Annotated in this window: 17 protein-coding genes; 2 read left to right on the top strand and 15 right to left on the bottom strand. The window is 32.4% G+C overall.

Annotated features, from left to right (window positions below; genetic code table 11):
- Positions 1-335: 335 nt before the first annotated feature.
- From recG to CD116_RS12910, 3 genes are all read right to left on the bottom strand, one after another.
- Positions 336-2,396 carry an ATP-dependent DNA helicase RecG gene (gene recG, locus CD116_RS12920; RefSeq protein ID WP_047549546.1) on the bottom strand — a complete coding sequence of 687 codons (2,061 nt, stop codon included), beginning with the start codon at positions 2,394-2,396 and terminating at the stop codon, positions 336-338.
- 200 nt (positions 2,397-2,596) lie between these two features.
- Positions 2,597-4,243 (bottom strand): fatty acid kinase catalytic subunit FakA, encoded by a 1,647-nt coding sequence (gene fakA / locus CD116_RS12915; RefSeq protein ID WP_047549549.1) that lies wholly within the window; start codon positions 4,241-4,243, stop codon positions 2,597-2,599.
- Between the two features lie 14 nt (positions 4,244-4,257).
- Positions 4,258-4,632, bottom strand: coding sequence for an Asp23/Gls24 family envelope stress response protein (locus CD116_RS12910; protein ID WP_047425102.1), 375 nt, complete (start codon positions 4,630-4,632; stop codon positions 4,258-4,260).
- 442 nt (positions 4,633-5,074) lie between these two features.
- Between CD116_RS12910 and rpmB the strand changes: the two genes are divergently transcribed.
- Complete coding sequence (rpmB, locus tag CD116_RS12905; RefSeq protein WP_000517908.1) at positions 5,075-5,263, top strand: 50S ribosomal protein L28; 189 nt, start codon at positions 5,075-5,077, stop codon at positions 5,261-5,263.
- A 231-nt stretch (positions 5,264-5,494) separates the two neighbouring features.
- Here rpmB and CD116_RS12900 read toward each other — a convergent pair whose 3' ends face one another.
- From CD116_RS12900 to CD116_RS12860, 9 genes are all read right to left on the bottom strand, one after another.
- Positions 5,495-6,139 (bottom strand): thiamine diphosphokinase, encoded by a 645-nt coding sequence (locus CD116_RS12900; RefSeq protein ID WP_047549551.1) that lies wholly within the window; start codon positions 6,137-6,139, stop codon positions 5,495-5,497.
- 6 nt (positions 6,140-6,145) lie between these two features.
- Positions 6,146-6,790 carry a ribulose-phosphate 3-epimerase gene (gene rpe, locus CD116_RS12895; RefSeq protein ID WP_047549553.1) on the bottom strand — a complete coding sequence of 215 codons (645 nt, stop codon included), beginning with the start codon at positions 6,788-6,790 and terminating at the stop codon, positions 6,146-6,148.
- Positions 6,791-7,666 (bottom strand): ribosome small subunit-dependent GTPase A, encoded by an 876-nt coding sequence (gene rsgA / locus CD116_RS12890; protein ID WP_047549554.1) that lies wholly within the window; start codon positions 7,664-7,666, stop codon positions 6,791-6,793.
- Positions 7,667-8,451: 785 nt separating this feature from the next.
- The gene (pknB, locus tag CD116_RS12885) at positions 8,452-10,446 is read right to left on the bottom strand and encodes a serine/threonine protein kinase Stk1 (protein ID WP_047549556.1); all 1,995 of its coding nucleotides are present in this window, start codon (positions 10,444-10,446) and stop codon (positions 8,452-8,454) included.
- On the bottom strand, positions 10,443-11,186 hold the full coding sequence (locus CD116_RS12880; RefSeq protein ID WP_047528972.1) for a protein-serine/threonine phosphatase Stp1: 744 nt from the start codon (positions 11,184-11,186) through the stop codon (positions 10,443-10,445). The genes pknB and CD116_RS12880 overlap by 4 nt, the downstream gene beginning before the upstream one ends.
- Positions 11,187-11,192: 6 nt before the next feature.
- Positions 11,193-12,287: a dual-specificity RNA methyltransferase RlmN gene (gene rlmN, locus CD116_RS12875; protein ID WP_047425088.1), complete on the bottom strand. Its 1,095-nt coding sequence runs from the start codon at positions 12,285-12,287 to the stop codon at positions 11,193-11,195.
- Between the two features lie 2 nt (positions 12,288-12,289).
- Entirely contained in the window at positions 12,290-13,597 is a 1,308-nt protein-coding gene (rsmB, locus tag CD116_RS12870; protein WP_047549559.1) for a 16S rRNA (cytosine(967)-C(5))-methyltransferase RsmB, read from the bottom strand.
- Entirely contained in the window at positions 13,594-14,529 is a 936-nt protein-coding gene (gene fmt, locus CD116_RS12865) for a methionyl-tRNA formyltransferase (protein ID WP_047528976.1), read from the bottom strand. The genes rsmB and fmt overlap by 4 nt, the downstream gene beginning before the upstream one ends.
- Positions 14,522-15,010 (bottom strand): peptide deformylase, encoded by a 489-nt coding sequence (locus CD116_RS12860; protein ID WP_047528978.1) that lies wholly within the window; start codon positions 15,008-15,010, stop codon positions 14,522-14,524. The genes fmt and CD116_RS12860 overlap by 8 nt, the downstream gene beginning before the upstream one ends.
- A 298-nt stretch (positions 15,011-15,308) precedes the next feature.
- Between CD116_RS12860 and CD116_RS12855 the strand changes: the two genes are divergently transcribed.
- Entirely contained in the window at positions 15,309-15,512 is a 204-nt protein-coding gene (locus tag CD116_RS12855) for a TM2 domain-containing protein (protein ID WP_047528980.1), read from the top strand.
- A gap of 162 nt (positions 15,513-15,674) precedes the next feature.
- On the opposite strand, the gene CD116_RS12850 is transcribed toward CD116_RS12855, so the two are convergent.
- From CD116_RS12850 to coaBC, 3 genes are all read right to left on the bottom strand, one after another.
- A complete protein-coding gene (locus CD116_RS12850) occupies positions 15,675-16,628 on the bottom strand; it encodes a hypothetical protein (RefSeq protein ID WP_047528982.1) in 954 nt (317 codons plus the stop codon).
- Positions 16,629-17,130: 502 nt separating this feature from the next.
- Entirely contained in the window at positions 17,131-19,539 is a 2,409-nt protein-coding gene (gene priA / locus CD116_RS12845) for a primosomal protein N' (protein ID WP_047549562.1), read from the bottom strand.
- Positions 19,539-20,738, bottom strand: a complete 1,200-nt coding sequence (gene coaBC / locus CD116_RS12840; RefSeq protein ID WP_047549565.1) for a bifunctional phosphopantothenoylcysteine decarboxylase/phosphopantothenate--cysteine ligase CoaBC — start codon at positions 20,736-20,738, stop codon at positions 19,539-19,541. Before coaBC ends, priA begins: the two co-directional genes overlap by 1 nt.
- Positions 20,739-20,924: the final 186 nt, after the last annotated feature.

The following is a 20,924-nucleotide window of genomic DNA, read 5'->3' as shown; positions in this document are numbered from 1 at the left end:
TTTTAGTACCTAGTCTTAAACATTCCTCACATATCATAACACTTTCTATTTAAATCACTCAACAAATAACTGTAGTATTTAGTTATTATTTTAGCTAAAAATTATTAATTTGTAATATCCGCTATGTAGAAACGCATTTTTAGTAGCAAATCACGCAATATACAAAGATTTACACCTTACTGAAGTACAAACTGTAATTAAAGAACTTGATGAAAATAGGTTTATTATAAATTAAAAACTCTAAAAACCAACAAAATAAAATCGATAGTCCTTAAATTTGTTGCAGTTATATAAAATCTATCACATTATTAATACATAATTATCTAAAAATGCAATTAGTCAAAACTTCGATGTAATAAATTCTCTTCAATAAAATGACGTAAATGTTGATACGTATTTTCAAAGAATACACCAGAATGAATCAGTTCTGCCGCTTCATCACGAGCGACTTCTAACATGCGATAATCTTCAACTAAATTAGCAACTAAAAAGTCAGGTAAACCACTTTGTTTAACGCCAAAGAAATCACCCGGTCCTCGCATTTCTAAATCGCGTTCACTCAGTTCAAAGCCATCTGTCGTCTGTGTCATAATCGTCATTCTTTCGATACCTGTTTCAGTTTTAGGTGATGCTATTAAAACACAGTAACTTTGTTGATCACTTCTTCCTACACGACCTCTCAATTGATGCAAAGTAGATAATCCAAATCGATCAGCATCATAAATCATCATGAAAGTAGCATTTGGTACATTAACACCTACTTCTACTACAGTTGTTGATACTAAAATATCAATCTCATGGTTACTAAATTTTTGCATAACATCATCTTTTTCATCTGCAGATAATTTTCCGTGTAGTAGACCAACACGTGACGCTCCATAATATTGTTGCAGTGATTCAAATAAAGCCACAACATTTTGAACATCTTCAAGATGCTCTGAGCTCTCTATTAGTGGACAAATAACATAAGCTTGTCGACCTTTTTTCAATTCCGCAGTCATTTGCATCAAGACTTTATCATATTGCTCATGCTTTGCCCACGTTGTAATAATAGGTTTACGTCCTTTTGGCAGTTGTTTAATTGATGAAACGTCCATTTCACCAAACACTGAAATTGCTAATGTTCTTGGAATAGGTGTAGCAGTCATAAATAAGACATTTGTCATGGCACCTTTTTCTCTTAGAAGTTGGCGTTGATTCACACCAAAACGATGTTGTTCATCAGTTATAACCAATCCGACATTTTGAAAAATAACATCATCTTGAATAAGCGCATGTGTCCCTATTAAACAATCAATAGCACCGTTTTCTAATTGTTCTAAAAGAATTTTACGTTTCTTACCTTTAACAGATCCAGTAAGTAAAGCTACATTCATAGAATCACCAAACAAAGAAATCAAACTTTCAGCATGTTGTTCAGCTAAAATTTCGGTTGGAACCATTAATGCTGATTGATATCCAGCAGTTTTCAATGCATACATACAAATTGCTGCAACAACAGTTTTCCCAGAACCCACATCACCTTGCAGTAAACGATGCATGCGTATTGGCGCTTTCAAATCCCTAAATATTTCATTCACACTGGATTTTTGAGCATCCGTAAGTTCAAAAGGCAATCGATCTATAAACGCTTTCACTTCATTTAAATTATAATCAATTTCAATCGCGTCATCGGATGACTTCTCTAATCTGTTGAGCCATTGCATACGTAATTCAAATAAAAACAATTCAGTAAATGCATAGGTTCTACGAGCACGTAATAAATCCGACTTATTTTCAGGATGGTGTAATGTATTTAATGTAAAATCTAATGTTTCTAGTTTATATTTCTCTCTCAATTCATCTGTTAACCATTCATGAATCGTTACATCACTTAATGCTTGTCTGATTTGATCTCTCATTTGCTTCTGTTTAATACCTTCTTTAATGCGATAAACCGGTTCAAGCTGAATATCCGAATTTTCCGGAGATTGAACGGATTCTGAATTAAAGAATACTCTATTTCCAGTAATTTCTTGTTTAACTCTGTTCCATTTACCTTTAACTGTTATCGTTTGATTTAATTCGATTTTCTTTTTTAAGTACGGTTGATTAAAAAATATACATTTGACCGCTATGTTATTAACCATTAAATGAACGGTCAATTTTGATTTATTTCTACCGAAAAATGCCACTACCGGCGCAGTGTATACTTGTCCTACTATTGTAACGGTTGATTGATCTTCAGCCTGGTTTAAATCAATGACTGTGTTATCTTCATATCTTGTCGGCAAATACAAAACGAGGTCTTCTACTGTATGTATATTTAATTGCTGTAAAACTTCAATCTTTTTAGGTCCTATACCTTTAAGTTCTCTAAGACTATATGGACTTTCTATTAAATTAACTTTCGCCAAAATGAATCACCTATGTTAAATTTGATTTTCCGTTCAATAAATATGTACTTTATTTTATCATGTCTAAGTTAAACATGATATTTTTATCGTCTCTTGCATGACCTATTCCAACTAAAATTTTATTGTTTGCATCTGTAGTATTAAAATAAATTAAAAAACTACCAACTTATTTTATTGTCGGTAGTTTTTTAATTTATTTTTTATTCAACTGAAAAGAAATATTGATAAATTGGTTGTCCACCTTCATGAACTTCTACTTCAACATCAGGATATTGTTCTTCAATCCAATTTAGCATTTCATCTGTCACTGTTTTATCCGCATCTTGTCCAATGATGACAGTTAATATCTCACTATCTTCAGCTAGCATTGCATTTAATAATTCAGAAATTGTTGTAAATTGGTCACTTTGACTACTTACAATCTTGTCTTCAATCAAGCCCATGAATGCATCTTTTTTAATTTCAACACCATCGATTTTCGTATCGCGCACAGCATACGTTAAAGAACCAGATTTAACAGCATTAACTGCTTCAGTCATTTGCGATTTATTTTCTTCAATAGATGCATCCACATCATATTGGAACAATGCACTTATACCTTGAGGAATTGATTTTGTCGGAATCACTACCGCTTCAGCATCTACAATACTAGCAGCTTGTTCACTTGCCATTAAAATATTTTTATTATTTGGTAAAATAATAGCGCGTTTACATTGCGATTGTTCAATAACTTTGACGATATCTTCAGTTGATGGATTCATTGTTTGCCCACCGCTGATAATATGTGTTGCGCCCATTGATTTAAATATTTCTGAAATACCTTCACCCATAGAAATAGTAATAATGGCTGTTTCAACTGTTTCCATTTCTGGTTTAGTTGTATGTTGTTCTTTTCTAATTACTTCACGATGTTGTTCTCTCATATTTTCAACTTTAAGTTTAATTAATTCACCATATTGTTGTCCATAATTAAACACATCACCAGGGTATTCTGTATGTACATGAACTTTTACTATTTCATCATCATTGATAACTAGTAATGAATCGCCAAATTGACTCATATCTTGTCTGAATTCTTGTTCATCAAATTCTTTTTTATTTTTACCGAAACGAACCATCATTTCAGTACAATAACCATAGATGATATCTTCAGTGTTAATCACACCATGGAAATCATGCTCATCATGTACAAATTCATCTTTATCAAGTTTCTCAACTTTTGCTTCTACTTTTTCACCTTTAAGTGCTTTTAAGAAACCTTCATAAACACATAGTAATCCTTTACCACCACTATCAACAACTCCAACTTCTTTAAGCACTGCTAATAAGTTCGGTGTATTTTCAAGAGATTCATTCGCTTTATCAATAATATAAGCCATTAATTCAATGCAGTCCTCAGTGTTTTGTGCTTTTTCAACTGCTGCATGTGCCGCATCTTTAGCGACAGTTAATATCGTTCCTTCAACAGGTTTCATTACCGCTTTATATGCTGTTTCTACACCAGCTTGAAAACTTTCTGCTAATAATTTTGAATTAATCTCAGATTCACTTTCAATATTTTTACAAAAACCTCTGAATAATTGTGACAAGATGACACCAGAGTTACCTCTTGCACCCATTAGTAAACCTTTTGAGAATGTTTTACCTAATTCACCGATATTTTTTGATAAATTATTCTCTACTTCTTCACGACCTGAAGTCATAGTAAGATTCATATTTGTTCCTGTATCACCATCTGGCACTGGATACACATTTAATGAATCTACGAAATCTGCATTGTTAGATAAATTTTGTGCCCCTTGTATAATCATATCGGCAAATAATTTACCATTAATTTTGCTAATCATTTCAAGTTGTCCTCCTAAATTTTCTTGCCCGTATTATTCACACGTACACCTTGTACATATATATTGATTGAATTCACTGATACATTAAGTGATTTTTCCAAAGTATATTTCACTGTTGATTGAACATTATTGGCAACTTCAGATATTTTCACACCGTAGCTAACAATGATGTACATATCTATATCAACTACGCCATTATTTTCCGTTACTTTGATACCTTTTGCGTAATTTTCATGTCCTAATATTTCTGCAATACCATCTCTAACTTGTTGTCTAGATGCCATTCCTACAATACCATAACACTCAACGGCCTTTCCACCTACAACCGAAGCAATAACTTCGTTTGAAATGTCAATTTTACCGTAGTCATTTGAAATCTCTAATGTCATATCTTTGTCCCTCCTAAATTTCAAAGTTGATTGTTCATTTTCCCTAATTCACTTTTAAAATTTTACCACTTAGCGTAGTCTTAAATTATCTACATTTCATTGAAAATTCGTCCGTAATATTCCAATAGTAGAAATTTAATATAATGACTGACGTTTGGATTGCCTATTTTACTATGATTAAAATTCCATCATATATTTTCTGTCCCTAGACAGTTCTTATTAATAAATGTAGTATCATCAAATAAAAAGTTTAATTGTTACATTCTGTTATTTCTCTAAAATATCATACTACATAACTTCACAGTCTACAATTATATCACAAAAGTCAGTATTTTTGACTTTTATGTGAAAATTATTGATTGTTTTTCATAAGAGATTATGCTATCTTTATTAAGTATATAAGTAGTTATGTGTATTTATATTTATTAAAGGAGGTACTCATATGGGTAAACAATGTTTCGTAACAGGTCGTAAAGCTTCGACTGGTAACAGACGTTCACACGCTTTAAACTCTACAAAACGTAGATGGAACGCTAACCTTCAAAAAGTTAGAATCCTAGTTGACGGTAAACCTAAAAAAGTTTGGGTTTCTGCACGTGCTTTAAAATCTGGTAAAGTAACTAGAGTTTAATAAATATATTGCACATAAAAAATGTGACCTTATGTGGAGGACACATTTACTTGAGAACTGAAAGCTCAACCTTTCAGTTCTTTTTTATTTGCTGTAATAGATTAACTATAAATAAATCACGTCGTAATCAACTAACATCACAACGTGATTTTTTATTTTTGCATAAAATCTCAATAAGCACTATACATTAAATTCATTTCATTACAAACTACTAATAACAACACTCTGAGACTACTCCTTCAAATCAGCACTTCTAATTTGCAACAATAAACCATTATGAACATTAATCATTGCTTGCGCATTCTCTATTTCATTTGAAATTGTTAATGTTGAACCTATATTCAACATTTGTCTTGTTAAGTTATATTTGAATCCTGACAATGACAGTTCCACATCATCAGTCATTGGAATAAATGAAATATATGGATAACTAGTTTCTTTTTCAACTTGATATTGTCCCTCAGGCAACAATACAATTTTATTTTGCTGATCCACAAGCATAATGTGTACATCTTTTTTATAATATGCTTGTTTTAATAATAATTGAACCGCTCCAAAAAAGTGATCAAGACGTCCACCAGTGGCACCATAAATTGTAATACTATCAAATCCAAGTGCTACTGCTTTATCTACAGCAAGTGCTAAATCAGTATCTGCTTTTTCAGCTTGAACTGGTTTAATTTCTAATTGTTCAGTTAAAAGCTGTCGTTCTTTAATACTAACCGAATCAAAATCACCTACTGAAAAAAATGGTGTGATTTGATGTTTTAGTAAAATCAATGCTCCTCTATCAACGCCGCCCCATTTTTCGCCGATATGTTTAACCCAAATATCTTGAGGTAAGTGTCGTTCAGAACATAATAAATTAATATGCATATGCACTCAACCTTTCAATTGTTGTGTGACTTTTTTATAATCATCTTGTTTAAAGAAAAAAGAACCTGTAACTAACATCGTTGCACCATTATCAATACAAACTTGTGCTGTTTCATCATTAATGCCACCATCAACCTCTATTTCAAAATTTAACTGGCGTTCCATTTTAATTGCATTTAGTTGGGCAATTTTTTCGACACATTGTGTAATAAATGATTGTCCTCCAAAACCCGGATTCACAGTCATCACCAATACATAATCAACAATATCTAAAATAGGTTCAATTATGGAAACTGGTGTTCCTGGATTAATTACAACGCCTGATTTTCTATTCAAATGCTTAATCATTTGAATAGCGCGGTGGATATGTGGTGTTGATTCTACATGTATTGAAATCATATCAGCTCCATGTTCCACAAATGAAGCAATATAATTTTCCGGATTTTCAATCATTAAATGAACATCAATAGGTAATGATGTACCTTTTCTTACAGCATCCAAAATAGGTAGTCCAATAGATATATTGGGTACAAATTGACCATCCATGACATCAAAATGAACACCGTCAACGCCAGCTTCTTCAAGTTTGTTCAATTCATGTTGTAGCTTCAAAAAATCAACAGATAATAATGATGGAAATAGTTTTGTCATTTAATATCTAACCTTTCTGTTTGAAATTTCATTAAATAATTGTAAGTAATGGTCGTACCTAAATTGTGCAATGTTACCTTGCTCCAATTGCTTCTTAACATTACAATTAGGTTCTTTAATATGGTTACAATTTCTAAATTTACACTTTTCCCCGTATCGATTCATTTCAAGAAAATAATATTTAACATCATCTTTATCTATATGTTCAAAGTCTAATGCACTGAAACCCGGAGTATCAGCAATATAACCATTCTGACGTTCAAATAATTCAACATGTCTTGTGGTATGCTTTCCGCGGTTTAATGACTTAGAAATATCATTTGTTTCAAGGTTTAATTCTGGACGATAGTGGTTTAAAAATGTAGACTTTCCAACACCCGACTGTCCACTTAACACTATAAGTCCAGCAGGCCATGCTTCAACCACCTTTTTACGGTCATCATCATTACCAATAAATTCAGTCTCGTAACCAATTTCCTCGTATATTTTTAATAATGTATTGATTTCGTGTTGCTTTTCCGTTGATGCAATATCTTTTTTAGTAACTAATATTCTTGCATTGAGCTGATATGAGTGAGCAATGACTAAAAATCTATCTAATAGTTGTGTTGAAAAATTTGGCTCAACCGCACTCATTACAATAACTAATGTATTAATATTACTTACAGGTGGTCTTTTTAATTCGTTTTGACGTTCATGAACGTGATGAATATAACCTTCATTAACGTTCTGTACATCAAAATCTACAATATCTCCAACAACCGGTGAAAATTTCTTCTTTCTAAATAATCCACGTGGTTTTGTATTAAAACGTTCGCCATTAACGTCCACTTGATATACACCACTAATTGATTTCACAATTCGACCTGTCTTCAAAATGGCACCTCTCGATTAAATTTACTGCATTTATTATATCAAAGACTGAAACATTTATATATAAATCATCATTTCAAAAGATATAAATGTTGTGGGAGTTGTACAGAAATGTTACAGAACCTCTAATAATTTATTATGTAGTGGTTCTTTAGAGGTCGGGACAAAAGCGTTTAGGATTTGAGCAGAACCGAACGATGAGCAAAATTGTTTTCCAAATTTTGTCGAACCGTGAGAGTTTCTGCCGAAAATCCTGTTTTTGGGACGCCGTTAATCGGTTTCCCAGAGCACAAAAACTTTATGTCTCAACCTCGTAATTAAAAATATGAAGACATAAGTAAAACTGATGTATAAGAAAAGCTAGTTTCTAAAGAAAAAGTATTTCTTTATCTTTGTTTCCCCAACTTGCATTGTCTGTAGAATTTCTTTTCGAAATTCCCTGTGTCGGGGCCCGTTCCCCAACTTGCATTGTCTGTAGAATTTCTTTTCGAAATTCCCTGTGTCGGGGCCCGGTCCCCAACTCGCATTGCCTGTAGAATTTCTTTTCGAAATTCTCTGTGTTGGGGCCCCTGACTAGAATTTTAAAAATTTGTTACGCGTGTATTTTCATTCTTTTAACTACAGCTAATATAATATTGTAGATCCTAGAAAATGATTTAAGTTCCAAACTGATAGAATTAACAAAGTCCTTCTTTATATGTCATGAGTATTTTAAAACTTTTGCAATACAAACATAAAATACCGAGGCTCCCATCATAGAAACCTCGGTACATTTACATTAGTTAAATTTAAATATCATCGTAACTGACTTCTTTCTCAGCTACTGTTTTATCATCTACTTTAACTATATAACTTGCTGATTTTCCTTTTTCAATTCTTAAAGGAATGTCTATACGTTGATCACTCGTAATGTCGAAACTACCTTTTTCAGTTGAACCGTCATTATCTTTATCTTTAATATAAACTTTAACTTTTTGTGACTTATCATTCTTACCAGTATATGGTACATCTACCGATTCAGTTGTCGATTTGACATTTGAAGAGTCACTTTTCTTACCTTTAGAAACAACGATTGAAATCGTTGACCCCTCATCTACTGATTTTCCTTTAGGTGATTGAGAAATCACGTCACCCTCATCAATATCGTCACTATATTCTTCCTTACTTTCAACTTTAAATCCTTTTTCTTCTAAAGCTTTTTTAGCTTTGCTAAAGGATTTATGTTCAAAGTCTTCTACATAAACTTGCTTAACACCTAAAGATTCATATAGTTTAATATTAGAATCATGAATAGCGATTTCAGTATTTGCAGTTACACTTTGATTTGCAATGTATCCTTTTGGTGCTTGATTATTATATACTTTTTCAATCGAAACATCTTTAAGACCTACCGATTTTAATTTTTGCAAGGCTTCTTCCTTAGGTAAACCAATGACATTTGGCATTTTAACCTTTTCAGGCCCTTTAGATATAACAACATCAACACTATCACCACGTTCAACACGTTCACCTGTATTAGGAGTTGTCTTAATAATTTCATTTTCAGGATATTTATCACTAAAACTTCGAGAAATTTTACCTAATTTCAGGTTGTTTTTATTGAATATTTGCTCTGCTTCTTTTACAGACTTTCCGATTACATCAGGTGTCTCTTCGTATTTATTACCAAACATAGCCATTGCCACAAAAGAAACAAGTGCAATCATTAGTAATGAAAAGATTAGTGATAAGAGCACAATCTTTCGTGTTGACTTCTTTTTAGGCTTAGGTTCATATACCGTACCTTCAGACTTTTGGAATTGCTGATGATGAGCAGGACCATTAACAATAGGGACTTGCGTCGTTTCATGTTTAGGTTGACTCGACTTATGTCCACTAATATGGTTTGCTAAATCTTCTTTTTTCAAAGGTACTGCTATCGTTTTCATTTTATCGAGTTCATAGACATCTTCATTCGCTCGATTTTCATGTAAAACACTACTCAAATCATCTTTCATTTCTTGAATTGTTTTGTAACGATTCGCTTTGTCTTTTTCTGTAGCACGTAAAATAACATTACTTAGTGCCTGTGGAATATCTTGGCGTATTTCTGTCGTCACATTTGGCACTGAATCCTGAATATGTTTAATAGCAATACTAACAGCAGTTTCTCCATTGAATGGTGGTTCGCCAACAAGCATTTCATATAATACGATACCAATCGAATATATATCTGTACATTCATCTGTCGCTTCACCTTTAGCTTGTTCCGGAGAAAAATATTGAACAGTACCTAATACGTGATTTGTTTGCGTCAATGATGTCTCACTTAAAGCTTTCGCAATTCCAAAATCAAATATTTTCAACGTTTTATTGCTGTCAATTAATATATTTTGTGGCTTAATATCTCTATGTACAATACGCATATCATGCGCATGTTTAATACCATCCAATATTTGATTCGTAAAATTAATCGCCGTGTCAACACTTAATGGCCCATGACTTTCAATATATTCTGAAAGTGTCGGTCCTTCAATATATTCCATAACTAAGTAATAACAGTCATCTTCTTCATCAACATCAATCATACTTACGATATTTTGATGAGAAAGTTGTGACGAATTATGCACTTCTCTTTCAAAACGTTTTAACGTTTCTTCTTTTTCTCTAGGTGGTATAAAAATTGCCTTAATTGCAACTTTAATGTTAAGTATCGTATCTTCTGCAAGATAAACAGTACTCATGCCACCGCCGCCAAGCTTATCTACAATTTTATATCGTTCATTTATTATTTTACCTATCATACTTTATCACCTTCAATAGCCGCGAGTATGAAAGTAACATTATCTTTCGAATGGTTATCTAATGCCAATTGCATTAATTGATTACCATGATCTTCTATTGTACCTTCTTTTACTAACAAACGCTTAATTTCATTGTCTTTAACGTAATCAGTTAATCCATCTGAATTTAATAATAAATAATCGTAAAAATTCAATCGTTTAATAAATAGATCTGGACTGACGCGTTTGTCAGTACCCATTACCTTAGTGATAATATTACGCTGTGGATGCGTAAATGCTTCCTCTTCTGTTATTTGTCCTGTTAATACAAGATGATTAACAAAAGAATGATCACTTGTAATTTGTTCAATTTGTCGACTATTAATAACATAGGCTCTAGAATCACCAACATTTGCTATCACAACTGATTTTTCAAAGACAAGTGCACAAACACATGTTGTACCCATACCTTTATATTCTGCATTTTCTTGTGCATAATGATATAACTGAAAATTTATATCCTTTAAATTTGTGCGCAACCAATTTTCAGCTTGATGTTGTTCTATTAGATTTTCCGCTTCAAAACGGGTTTTCAATTCATCAGTTACAAACATACTTGCAACTTCACCTGCTTTATGGCCGCCCATACCATCACACAGTACTAAAAGTTGTTGATTCGTTTGATTGTAAAATATACCACCCGCATCTTCATTCTTGTCTCTATGTTGTCCAGTATCAGTAAAAAATTGTGCCTCTAGCATTTGTCTTTACCTCGTTTCTACTTGTCGTTCCTTTGCTCTTAATTGACCACAAGCAGCGTCAATATCTGATCCTTGTTCACGACGTATTGTGGCATTAATTCCTAGTCTCTTTAATTCTTTTTCAAATTTAAAGATATCATTTTTAGCTGTTTTAACATAGTTTCTTTCTGGAACATGATTGACAGGAATTAAGTTAACATGGCAATTTAAACCTTTAATTAAGTGCGCTAAATCTCTTGCATGTTCAAGTTGATCGTTTACGCCACCAAATAATCCATATTCAAATGTGACACGACGATTTGTTTTTTCTTGATAATACTTAATCGCTTCGATTAACTTCTCAACATTATATGCACGGTTAATTGGCATCAAGCGTGATCGCACTTCATCTTTTGCGGCGTGTAAACTTACAGCAAAATTAATTTGAATATCTTCATCCGCAAAGTCATATATTCTAGGAATGATACCTGATGTTGATACTGTAATGTGACGTGCACCAATATTTAAACTGTTATCATCATTGACGATTCTTAAAAAGTCCATCATTTCATCATAATTTTCAAATGGTTCACCGATACCCATTATGACAATTTGAGATACGCGCTCTTCTGTAGCATCAAGGGCTTTTTGAACTGTTAAAACTTGTGAAACAATTTCGCCAGCTTCAAGGTTTCTTTTTAAGCCGCCAAGTGTAGAAGCACAAAACGTACACCCGATACGACAACCTACTTGAGTCGTTACACATACTGAATTTCCATAATCATGTCTCATTAAAACAGTTTCAATTGTATAGCCATCTTGTAATTCAAATAAGAATTTAATTGTACCGTCTTTACTTTCTTGTTTTACTACAGTTGTTAAAGTTGTAACAGTAAAGTTATCTTTTAAAAGCTGTCGTAAGTCTTTCGATAAGTTCGTCATTTCATCAATCGAATCTACTCTTTTTTGATATAACCATTCAAAAATTTGTTTTGCTCTAAATTTTTGTTGACCTTGTTCAACGAGCCAATTTTGCATTTCGTCAAAACGCAAAGAATATATTGATTGCTTGTCAAAATTCGGAAGAAATTTATTCTTCTTTTTCTTTTCAGCAGTTATCATTCCTAATTGTCCTTTCTTTTTATCTTAGTGATAAAGAATCCATCTGAATTAAAATCTTGCGGCATAATTTGTAATGTTTTAACCATTTCGCCAGTTAACGGATGTTGGAATGGTTCAAATTCAAAGTTTTTGTTGTTTTTCAAAAATGTATAAATCACATTTTCATTTTCCAATTGCTCTATTGTACATGTTGAATAGATAATTTCGCCACCTATTTTTACATTGTTTTTTACATTTTCTAATATTTCAAGTTGTAAATCAACTAACGACGCAATCTGTTCTTTACTCTGCGAATATTTAATTTCAGGCTTATGGCGCATTACACCAAGACCACTACAAGGTGCATCAACTAATATTTTATCGTAAATTTGTTCATACGGTTTTGTTGCATCGTGTTGAAAAGCACTAATATTCGTCAAACGTAGCTTTTTAATATTAAAATTAATTAAATCAATTTTATGTTCATGTATGTCTGAAGCATCAACATGTCCTTCTGGCATTAAAACCTCAGCAATATGACATGCTTTACCACCAGGAGCACTACATGCATCTAACACATGATCATGTCTACCAACATTCATAATATGTGCAACAAACATCGAACTCTTATCTTGAATTGATACGAATCCATCTTTAAATGAACGAGAATGTATAACCGGTTGACCAGAAATATGCAAACAATACGTTAAATCGTCATCTTTTTTAACTTCAAAACCTTCATTTTGCAACTTAGCAATTATATCTTCTAGTGAGGCACGTGTTAAATTGGCACGTACAGTAGTAGATGGAGATTCTAAAAATGATTGCAAGATTGACTCTGTTTCTCCTAAGCCATAGTGTGTAACCCAGTGATCAACAATCCATTTCGGCATACTATACTCTATCGCCATGCGTTTCTTTGGATCAGTTATTTCATTGTAATCAGGTAATTCACTACGCATGATTGTGCGTAATATTCCATTAACGACATTACCATTATGAAATCCACCACGTTCTTTTGCAATTTCAACTGCTTCATTAATAATGGCATGATTGGGCACCTTATCCAAATACACATATTGATAAATGCTCATCCATAATAATTGACGCACCCATGCTTTTATTTTTGTTTTTACAAATGGTTTCAAATAAAAGTCTAATGTATACTTACGTTTTACAGTTCCATAAACAATTTCAGTAAATAAACCTTTATCCATAGCATTTAAGTCATTTTCCGATAATACTTCATTAATTCGGAGATTACTGTATGCACCTTCATTTAAAATATCTTGTATCGTATCAAATGCAAGACTTCTCACGTTTTCTATCATATAAGTTTCTTCCCTACTAGTGTGTTTTGCGCACCACTTAAATAATTGGCAGCTAACATTCTCTTTTTCCCAGCCAATTGCATATCTTTAATCGCAATCGCTTCATTATCATCTGTAGCAACAATAATGGCATTTTTTGTTATATCAATAATTGTTCCAGCTTCACTATTCTGATGATTTGGTACGAGCTCCGCATCATATATTTTCAAGTTAGTGTCATCCATAGTTGTATAAGCAACTGGCCATGGTGATAATCCACGAATTTGATTAAATACTTTTCTTCCTGGTTGTTTCCAATTTATACGCTCATCTTCACGTTTAATATTCGAAGCAAACGTTGCTTGCGTATCATCTTGAGGTACACTTTCATTTGTGCCCTCTATAATAGATGGTAAAGTTTCTTTTAATAAATCGGCTCCTAATGAACTTAACTTCTCATGCATTGTACCAACATTATCACTATCTTCTATTTTAATTGCTTGTTGTGAAATAATATTACCCGCGTCCAACTTTTTAACCATATACATAATTGTTATGCCGGTTTCTTGTTCACCATCGATAATTGCCTGATGAATAGGCGCACCACCTCTATACTTCGGTAACAATGATGCATGTACATTAATGGCGCCAAGTTTTGGTAATGCCAACAATGATTCAGGTAATAATTGTCCAAAAGCAGCAGTTACAATTAAATCTATATCTAATTGAAGCAATTGTTCTAATTCTTCTGATCCACTTAGTTTTTCAGGCTGATATACAGGTAAATTATATTTCATTGCAACTTTTTTAACTGGTGGTGGTGTCATAACACGTTTACGTCCAACAGGTCGATCTGGTTGCGTTACGACTGCAATGACATCATGTTCTGCAATAAGCATTTCTAAAACAGTTGTTGAAAAGTCTGGTGTACCCATAAATATTATTTTAGTCATTTATAAAATATGCCTCCACTTCTTTATCTGTTAAAATACGGTCCGCACGTTCAGTAAAAGGAATACCGTTCATTTGATCTATAATATGCAAAATCATTCTTGCTACATCTTCATGTGCAGTTAGTTCAACTTTGTTCCCATTGACGTCATAACTTTCGACAACTATCATTTTACTTCTTGTCACTTCGCCGTAAACATCTGGCAATGTAATTGAACCTTCTAAGTCTGTTATCGTTTTATTTGATTGACTAATAATTTTCGGATTAACAAGTTGTAATAATCCTTCCACTTCCATATCAATGATTGCCACTTGCAATGACTGATTAATTTGAGGTGCACATAAGCCAGCAGCTTCTTGTGCATACATTGTATCTTCTAAATCTTGTAATAATCTTTTTAACGAATCATCAAATTTTATAACTTCTTGTGCTTTTTTCGTTAAAATAGGATGCGATGCTGGTACTAATTTTTTAATCGCCATAGCTCTTACTCCTCAATAAAATTCATCAAACCATTATAACGTAAATATATTAAAAATGCGACCTTACATCATAGAATGTATATTTTTCAATTTAAAGATTGTCATGTGATTCATTACGTATATTTCACACGTAAAATAATACAATGCAACTGAAGTGTAATCCTAAATTTATTGTAAGGATTGAATAACTGAAATTTAGATGATTGGGAATGCTTAAACTAGAATGTTCAAACTAAAAGCGGGTATAATAAAAGTGGAATCATATATAATTAAAAGCAACTCTAATGGAGGGAAAGAAATGCAAGTAAATAAAGTCATTTATATTTTGTTAGCACTGTTCTTAGGTAGTTTTGGTATTCATAAGTTTTATGCCGGCAAAAATATGCAAGGTTTCCTACACTTAATATTCTTTTGGACAGGCATCCCGCATGTACTAGCAATTATTAGTGCAGTGATTACTGTTTTCAAACCTGCTGACGAACATGGTAATGTCACATTATAAATTAGCGAAAATAAATCCCGATAACAATCTTTTATTAATTGCGAATCATTGAGTTATAGATCTTACGAACTCTATATGATAAGCAGTAACGCTGATTGTTTATCGGGATTATTAATTAGATTATTTACTATAGTACACTATTTATTTTCAACAAAGTAAAGACTATTTTAAAGAATCATCTGACGATGTTTCATAGTTTGATTCGTACTCTTTAATATATTTACTTAGAACAACAAAATGCGCATTACCAAAATCACTAGATGCATTTAAGAAATCCATACCTACTAAATTTAAAACTTTTGGATCCGGATTAGACTTGTCTTCATAATTTTTTGGTGAAAAAGTAAAATATGCCAATGCCGGCATCACTTCATCTTTAGTATCCTTTGACCCATGCGTCATAAATGAAACGCTTGTTAAAGGTACTCCGAAAGATTTGATTTGAGCAACGCTATATGGAACTGGTTTTGGATGATCAAGTTTAGTTAGTTGACTTAATTTTTTCAACTTAGAATAATCATCATATTTAATTGCATCATCTTTATGAATTACATAAGATCCTGGTTCGACTGATGCATAAACTAACTTTCCATCTTTATATTTAGTCATAATTTCTGCGTAAAAAACAGGTGTGTTTGAATTACCGATTTTCTTTCCATCCGGATCTACATACCAATAATCAACTTGTTTTACATCATCATGCGTTTCAATCACTTTCCTTTTTACACCTTTTTTATCTTTAAAAAATGCATCAACATCTTTTATAGAAGATCCTTTTGAATCTTTTGTAAATCTATAATCTGCAAGTTCTACTTTACTCATTAATTCTTTGTAATCTTTCCATCCTTGAATCCCTTTACTATTCGTAAACGATTTTTCTGTCATTAATGGATCCAACTTATCAAGAGATGGTGCGTCTTTAATTTTATTCATTTTTTTCTCTATTTCTTCATATTTCTCTAAATCTGGATCTTTCTCTTCTTCCGATTCTTTTTTTACAGTTTCTTGTTTTGATTCTTCTGATTTTTTTGACGATGATTTATGAAATCCACCAAATGAACAACCTGCTACAACTAATAGCATGACTAAAAGTAAACATCCCAGTATCTTTTTCATAAACTTTCTCCTTTTGAGTTTTTGTTTGAATTAGCTAAGCATACATAAATTTAAAAAACTTATTTATATTGTTATTTTACATTAACTATCTATATATTTAAATACTTTAATTGATAATTTAGAAAAAGTGTTTTGCATTATTATTTAAATATCTAAAACATCAGTATATGAAAAACAGTTTATAACCATTAATTAGCATGTATAAAATTTGAACTATTAAAATTTGCTGATTAAAAATAGTTTGTTCAATTATTACCACTACAATTCATTAATACTTATGTGGTTAAACAATAACTAGAATTCGTTAGTCAACGTAAAAAATCGAACTTATGAATAAGCAAAAACTTTTCATAAGTCCGATTTAAAATAAAACTGTCTATTAAAGAAAAAGTAGAGACTGAAAATTAACAATCAATTATTCTCCCTTTGTCTGCCCCTAAAATAAATACGAGCCCTTTTAAAATCTTTTCACACAATGCAGTTAAAGTGTTGTCAACCAAAATTACATCATCATCTGAGGATTGATATCAATCTTCAATGCTAACTTTTCCTGTATAAATTTTTCATGATAATAATCATCTAAAAACTGAATTGCCTGTAGTAATCCAGGTTCACTTTTATATTTAACTAAAATTTGGAAGCGGAATTCATTGTTAATTCTCGCGAGTGCAGCTGGTGATGGCCCAAGAACTAGTGCTTTATCACTCAAATGTTGTAGCAATATCTTATGAACATGCTGCGATGCTTCCATAACCTTCTTCATTTCTTTATGTGAGATTGTGAAATTAATCAAATAATAATACGGTGGATACTTTCCTAATTTACGATATTCCATTTCCTGACGATAAAATGTTAAATAATCATTTTTTTGAACATCCAATATTGAATAATGATCTGGATTATACGTTTGAATGATGACTTGACCTGCCTTTTCATGACGACCAGCTCTACCAGCCACTTGCGTTAATAGTTGATAAGTACGTTCGCTCGCCCGAAAATCAGGTAAATTTAACATTGTATCTGCATTCAGCACACCAACTAAAGTAATATTTGGATAATCTAATCCTTTCGCAATCATCTGAGTACCTAGTAAAATGTCACCGTTACCTTTTTCGAATTCAGTCAATAACTTTTCATGTGCGCCTTTTTTAGAAGTTGTATCTACGTCCATTCTAATAATACGTGCGCCTTCAAATTCTTGTTGCAACAGTTCTTCAACTTTCTGAGTACCAGTACCAACTTGACGAATATGCTCACTTTCACAGTTCGGGCATTTATTAGGAGGTGTCTCTTGGTAACCACAATAGTGACATTTTAATAAATCTGTCGTTTTATGATACGTTAAGGAAATATCACAGTTTGGACATTGCGGTACATATCCACAATCTCGACAAAGCATAAATGATGCATAACCACGTCTATTTAAAAATAAGACAACCTGTTCCTGGCGATCTAATCTTAGTTGTATTGCTTCACGTAAATCTTTTGAAAACATAGAACGATTACCTTCAGTCAATTCAGTACGCATATCCACTATATCAATATTAGGCAAAGCCCGTTGATTAACTCTATTCGGTAAAGATAATAAATGATAAACCCCTTTTTCAGCTCGTGCATAACTTTCAAGACATGGTGTTGCACTACCTAGTATAACCGGACAATGATGATACTCACTTCGCCACTGTGCAATTTCTCTAGCATGATATCTAGGATAATCTTCTTGCTTATAAGTAGACTCATGCTCTTCATCAATAATAATTAAACCCAAATTTTTAAATGGCGCAAATACACTAGATCTTGCACCAACACTTACCTGCGCCCGACCATCTCTAATTTTTTGCCATTCATCATAACGTTCACCATTAGATAACCCAGAGTGTAATACAGCAACGTCATCACCAAATCGACGTTTAAATCTTAAAACCATTTGTGGTGTTAGTGCTATTTCAGGTACCAACATCATTGCCTGTTTACCTTGATTCAACACATCTTCTATAGTTTGAAGATATACTTCGGTTTTACCTGATCCAGTAACTCCGTGAAGTAAGAATGTTGCTTGTTCTTGATTTACTATTTTTTCATTAATTGCTGAATACGCTCGCTGTTGATCTATCGTAAGCTGTCTCTTTGATTCTTGTTCAAAAACACGATCTTTAAAAGGATCTCTTTCAACGATAGCGTCATATTTTTCTACATATCCTTTTTTGATAAGTCCATCTAAACTTGATTTTGAAAAGCCCATATCCTCAATATCAGTTAAAAATATTGTTTTATGTTGTTCTTCAGACAAGTAAGCATACAAATCGTATTGTTTAATTACTTTCTCCAACTTAGCTAATACTTCATCAGGATGATACCCTTCAATGACACGAACAGCACGCTTGGTTTTTTTAGTTATATTTTGCGTGAGAATCGTTTTTTCTTCAACGATATCATCTTTTAACAACTTCATAAGCAATTGAATATCATTATTTTTTTGCGCATCTTTATAATAATAGAAACCATTTTTATCGAATTGTTCTACTATTTTTGAAGTTAATTCTGTATCATCTTTAAGCATGAAGGCCTTTTTATATTTAGCTTTAATCGCGCTCGGCAACATAACTTCTAACATTGAAATACGTTTTATAACATGCGTCGTACTCATCCACTCACTTAATGCAATTAATTCTGGTGTTAGCTCTGGCTTAATATCTTTCACTTCAATAATATTTTTCAATTTTGATATATCAAGTTGTGAATCGGGTTGTGTCGTAACTTCCATTACATAACCTTGAATCGTTCTTGGTCCAAATGGTACAACAACCCGTATGCCTGGTTGTATCACAGATACTAATCGTTCTGGAATTAAATAATCAAATTTAAAGTCAACGCTCTTCGACGCCACATCGACAATGACTTTCGCTATCATTATTGCCACCTAGTTTCTAATTCATCTAAAATTTGAGCAGCTAATGCCACTTTTTTCCCTTTCTTAATATTTACTTTTTCTTTATTTTTAAAATGCATCGTTAATTCGTTATCATCAGAATTAAACCCAATAGACATGTCACCAACGTTATTTGAAATAATTACGTCAGCATTTTTCTTACGTAATTTTTGTTCTGCATAATTTTCAATATCTTCAGTCTCTGCTGCAAAACCTACTAAGTATTGTGACGTTTTATGTTCACCTAAATATTTTAAAATGTCTTTTGTACGTTTAAATGATACTGACAAATCGCCATCTTGCTTTTTCATTTTATGTTCAAGTACTTCAACTGGCGTATAATCAGAAACGGCTGCCGCTTTTATAACTATATCTTGTAATTTAAATCTTGATGTAACTTGCTCAAACATTTCTTTAGCACTCTGTACATGAATCACTTCGATATTTTCAGGATCTTCCAAATTTGTGGGTCCAGAAACTAACGTAACAATTGCACCACGATCTCGCAATGCTTCAGCAATTGCATATCCCATCTTTCCTGATGAACGATTGGATACAAACCTAACAGGATCTATAACTTCCACTGTCGGTCCGGCAGTTACTAATGCATGTTTTCCGTCAAATGAACTATTAGCTAAACGTGAATCCTTTTCAAAATAATCATTTAATACTGAAACAATTTGAAGCGGTTCTTCCATGCGACCTTTGGCAACATATCCACAAGCTAAAAATCCACTACCAGGTTCAATGAAATGATAGCCATCTTCTTTTAAAACATTAATATTACGCTGCGTGCGCTTATTTTCATACATATGCACATTCATTGCTGGTGCAATAAATTTAGGTGTTTCTGTTGCTAATAATGTTGATGTCACTATATCATCAGCTATTCCTACACTCAACTTTGCAATTATATTTGCCGTTGCCGGTGCAACAACAATGCCATCTGCCCAATCTCCTAATGCAATATGTTGGATTTCTTCAGGTTTTTCCTCAATAAATGTATCTGTATATACTGCATTACGACTAATTGCTTGAAATGCTAATGGTGTAACAAATTTTTGAGCATGCTCTGTTAACATAACGCGCACATCGTATCCTGATTGCGTTAATTTACTTGTTAAATCAATCGCCTTATATGCAGCGATACCACCTGTTACGGCTAACAAAATTTTCTTCATATCCATTCTCCCTTAAATATCACTAGCTTTTTAGTACAAGTTGTCATTAATAATATCAATATAACTTTTGCCATCTCAAAATCACAAATTTAGTTTAATTATAACATCAATCTTTGAATTAACTAAAAAAACACACCTCCTCAGGTGCGTTTAATTTTTATATCTGATGACATATTTAATATGATA

The sequence above is a fragment of the Staphylococcus schweitzeri genome (assembly GCF_002902405.1).
GTDB classification, from domain to species: Bacteria; Bacillota; Bacilli; order Staphylococcales; family Staphylococcaceae; genus Staphylococcus; species Staphylococcus schweitzeri.
This window is presented reverse-complemented; position numbering and strand designations above follow the sequence as displayed.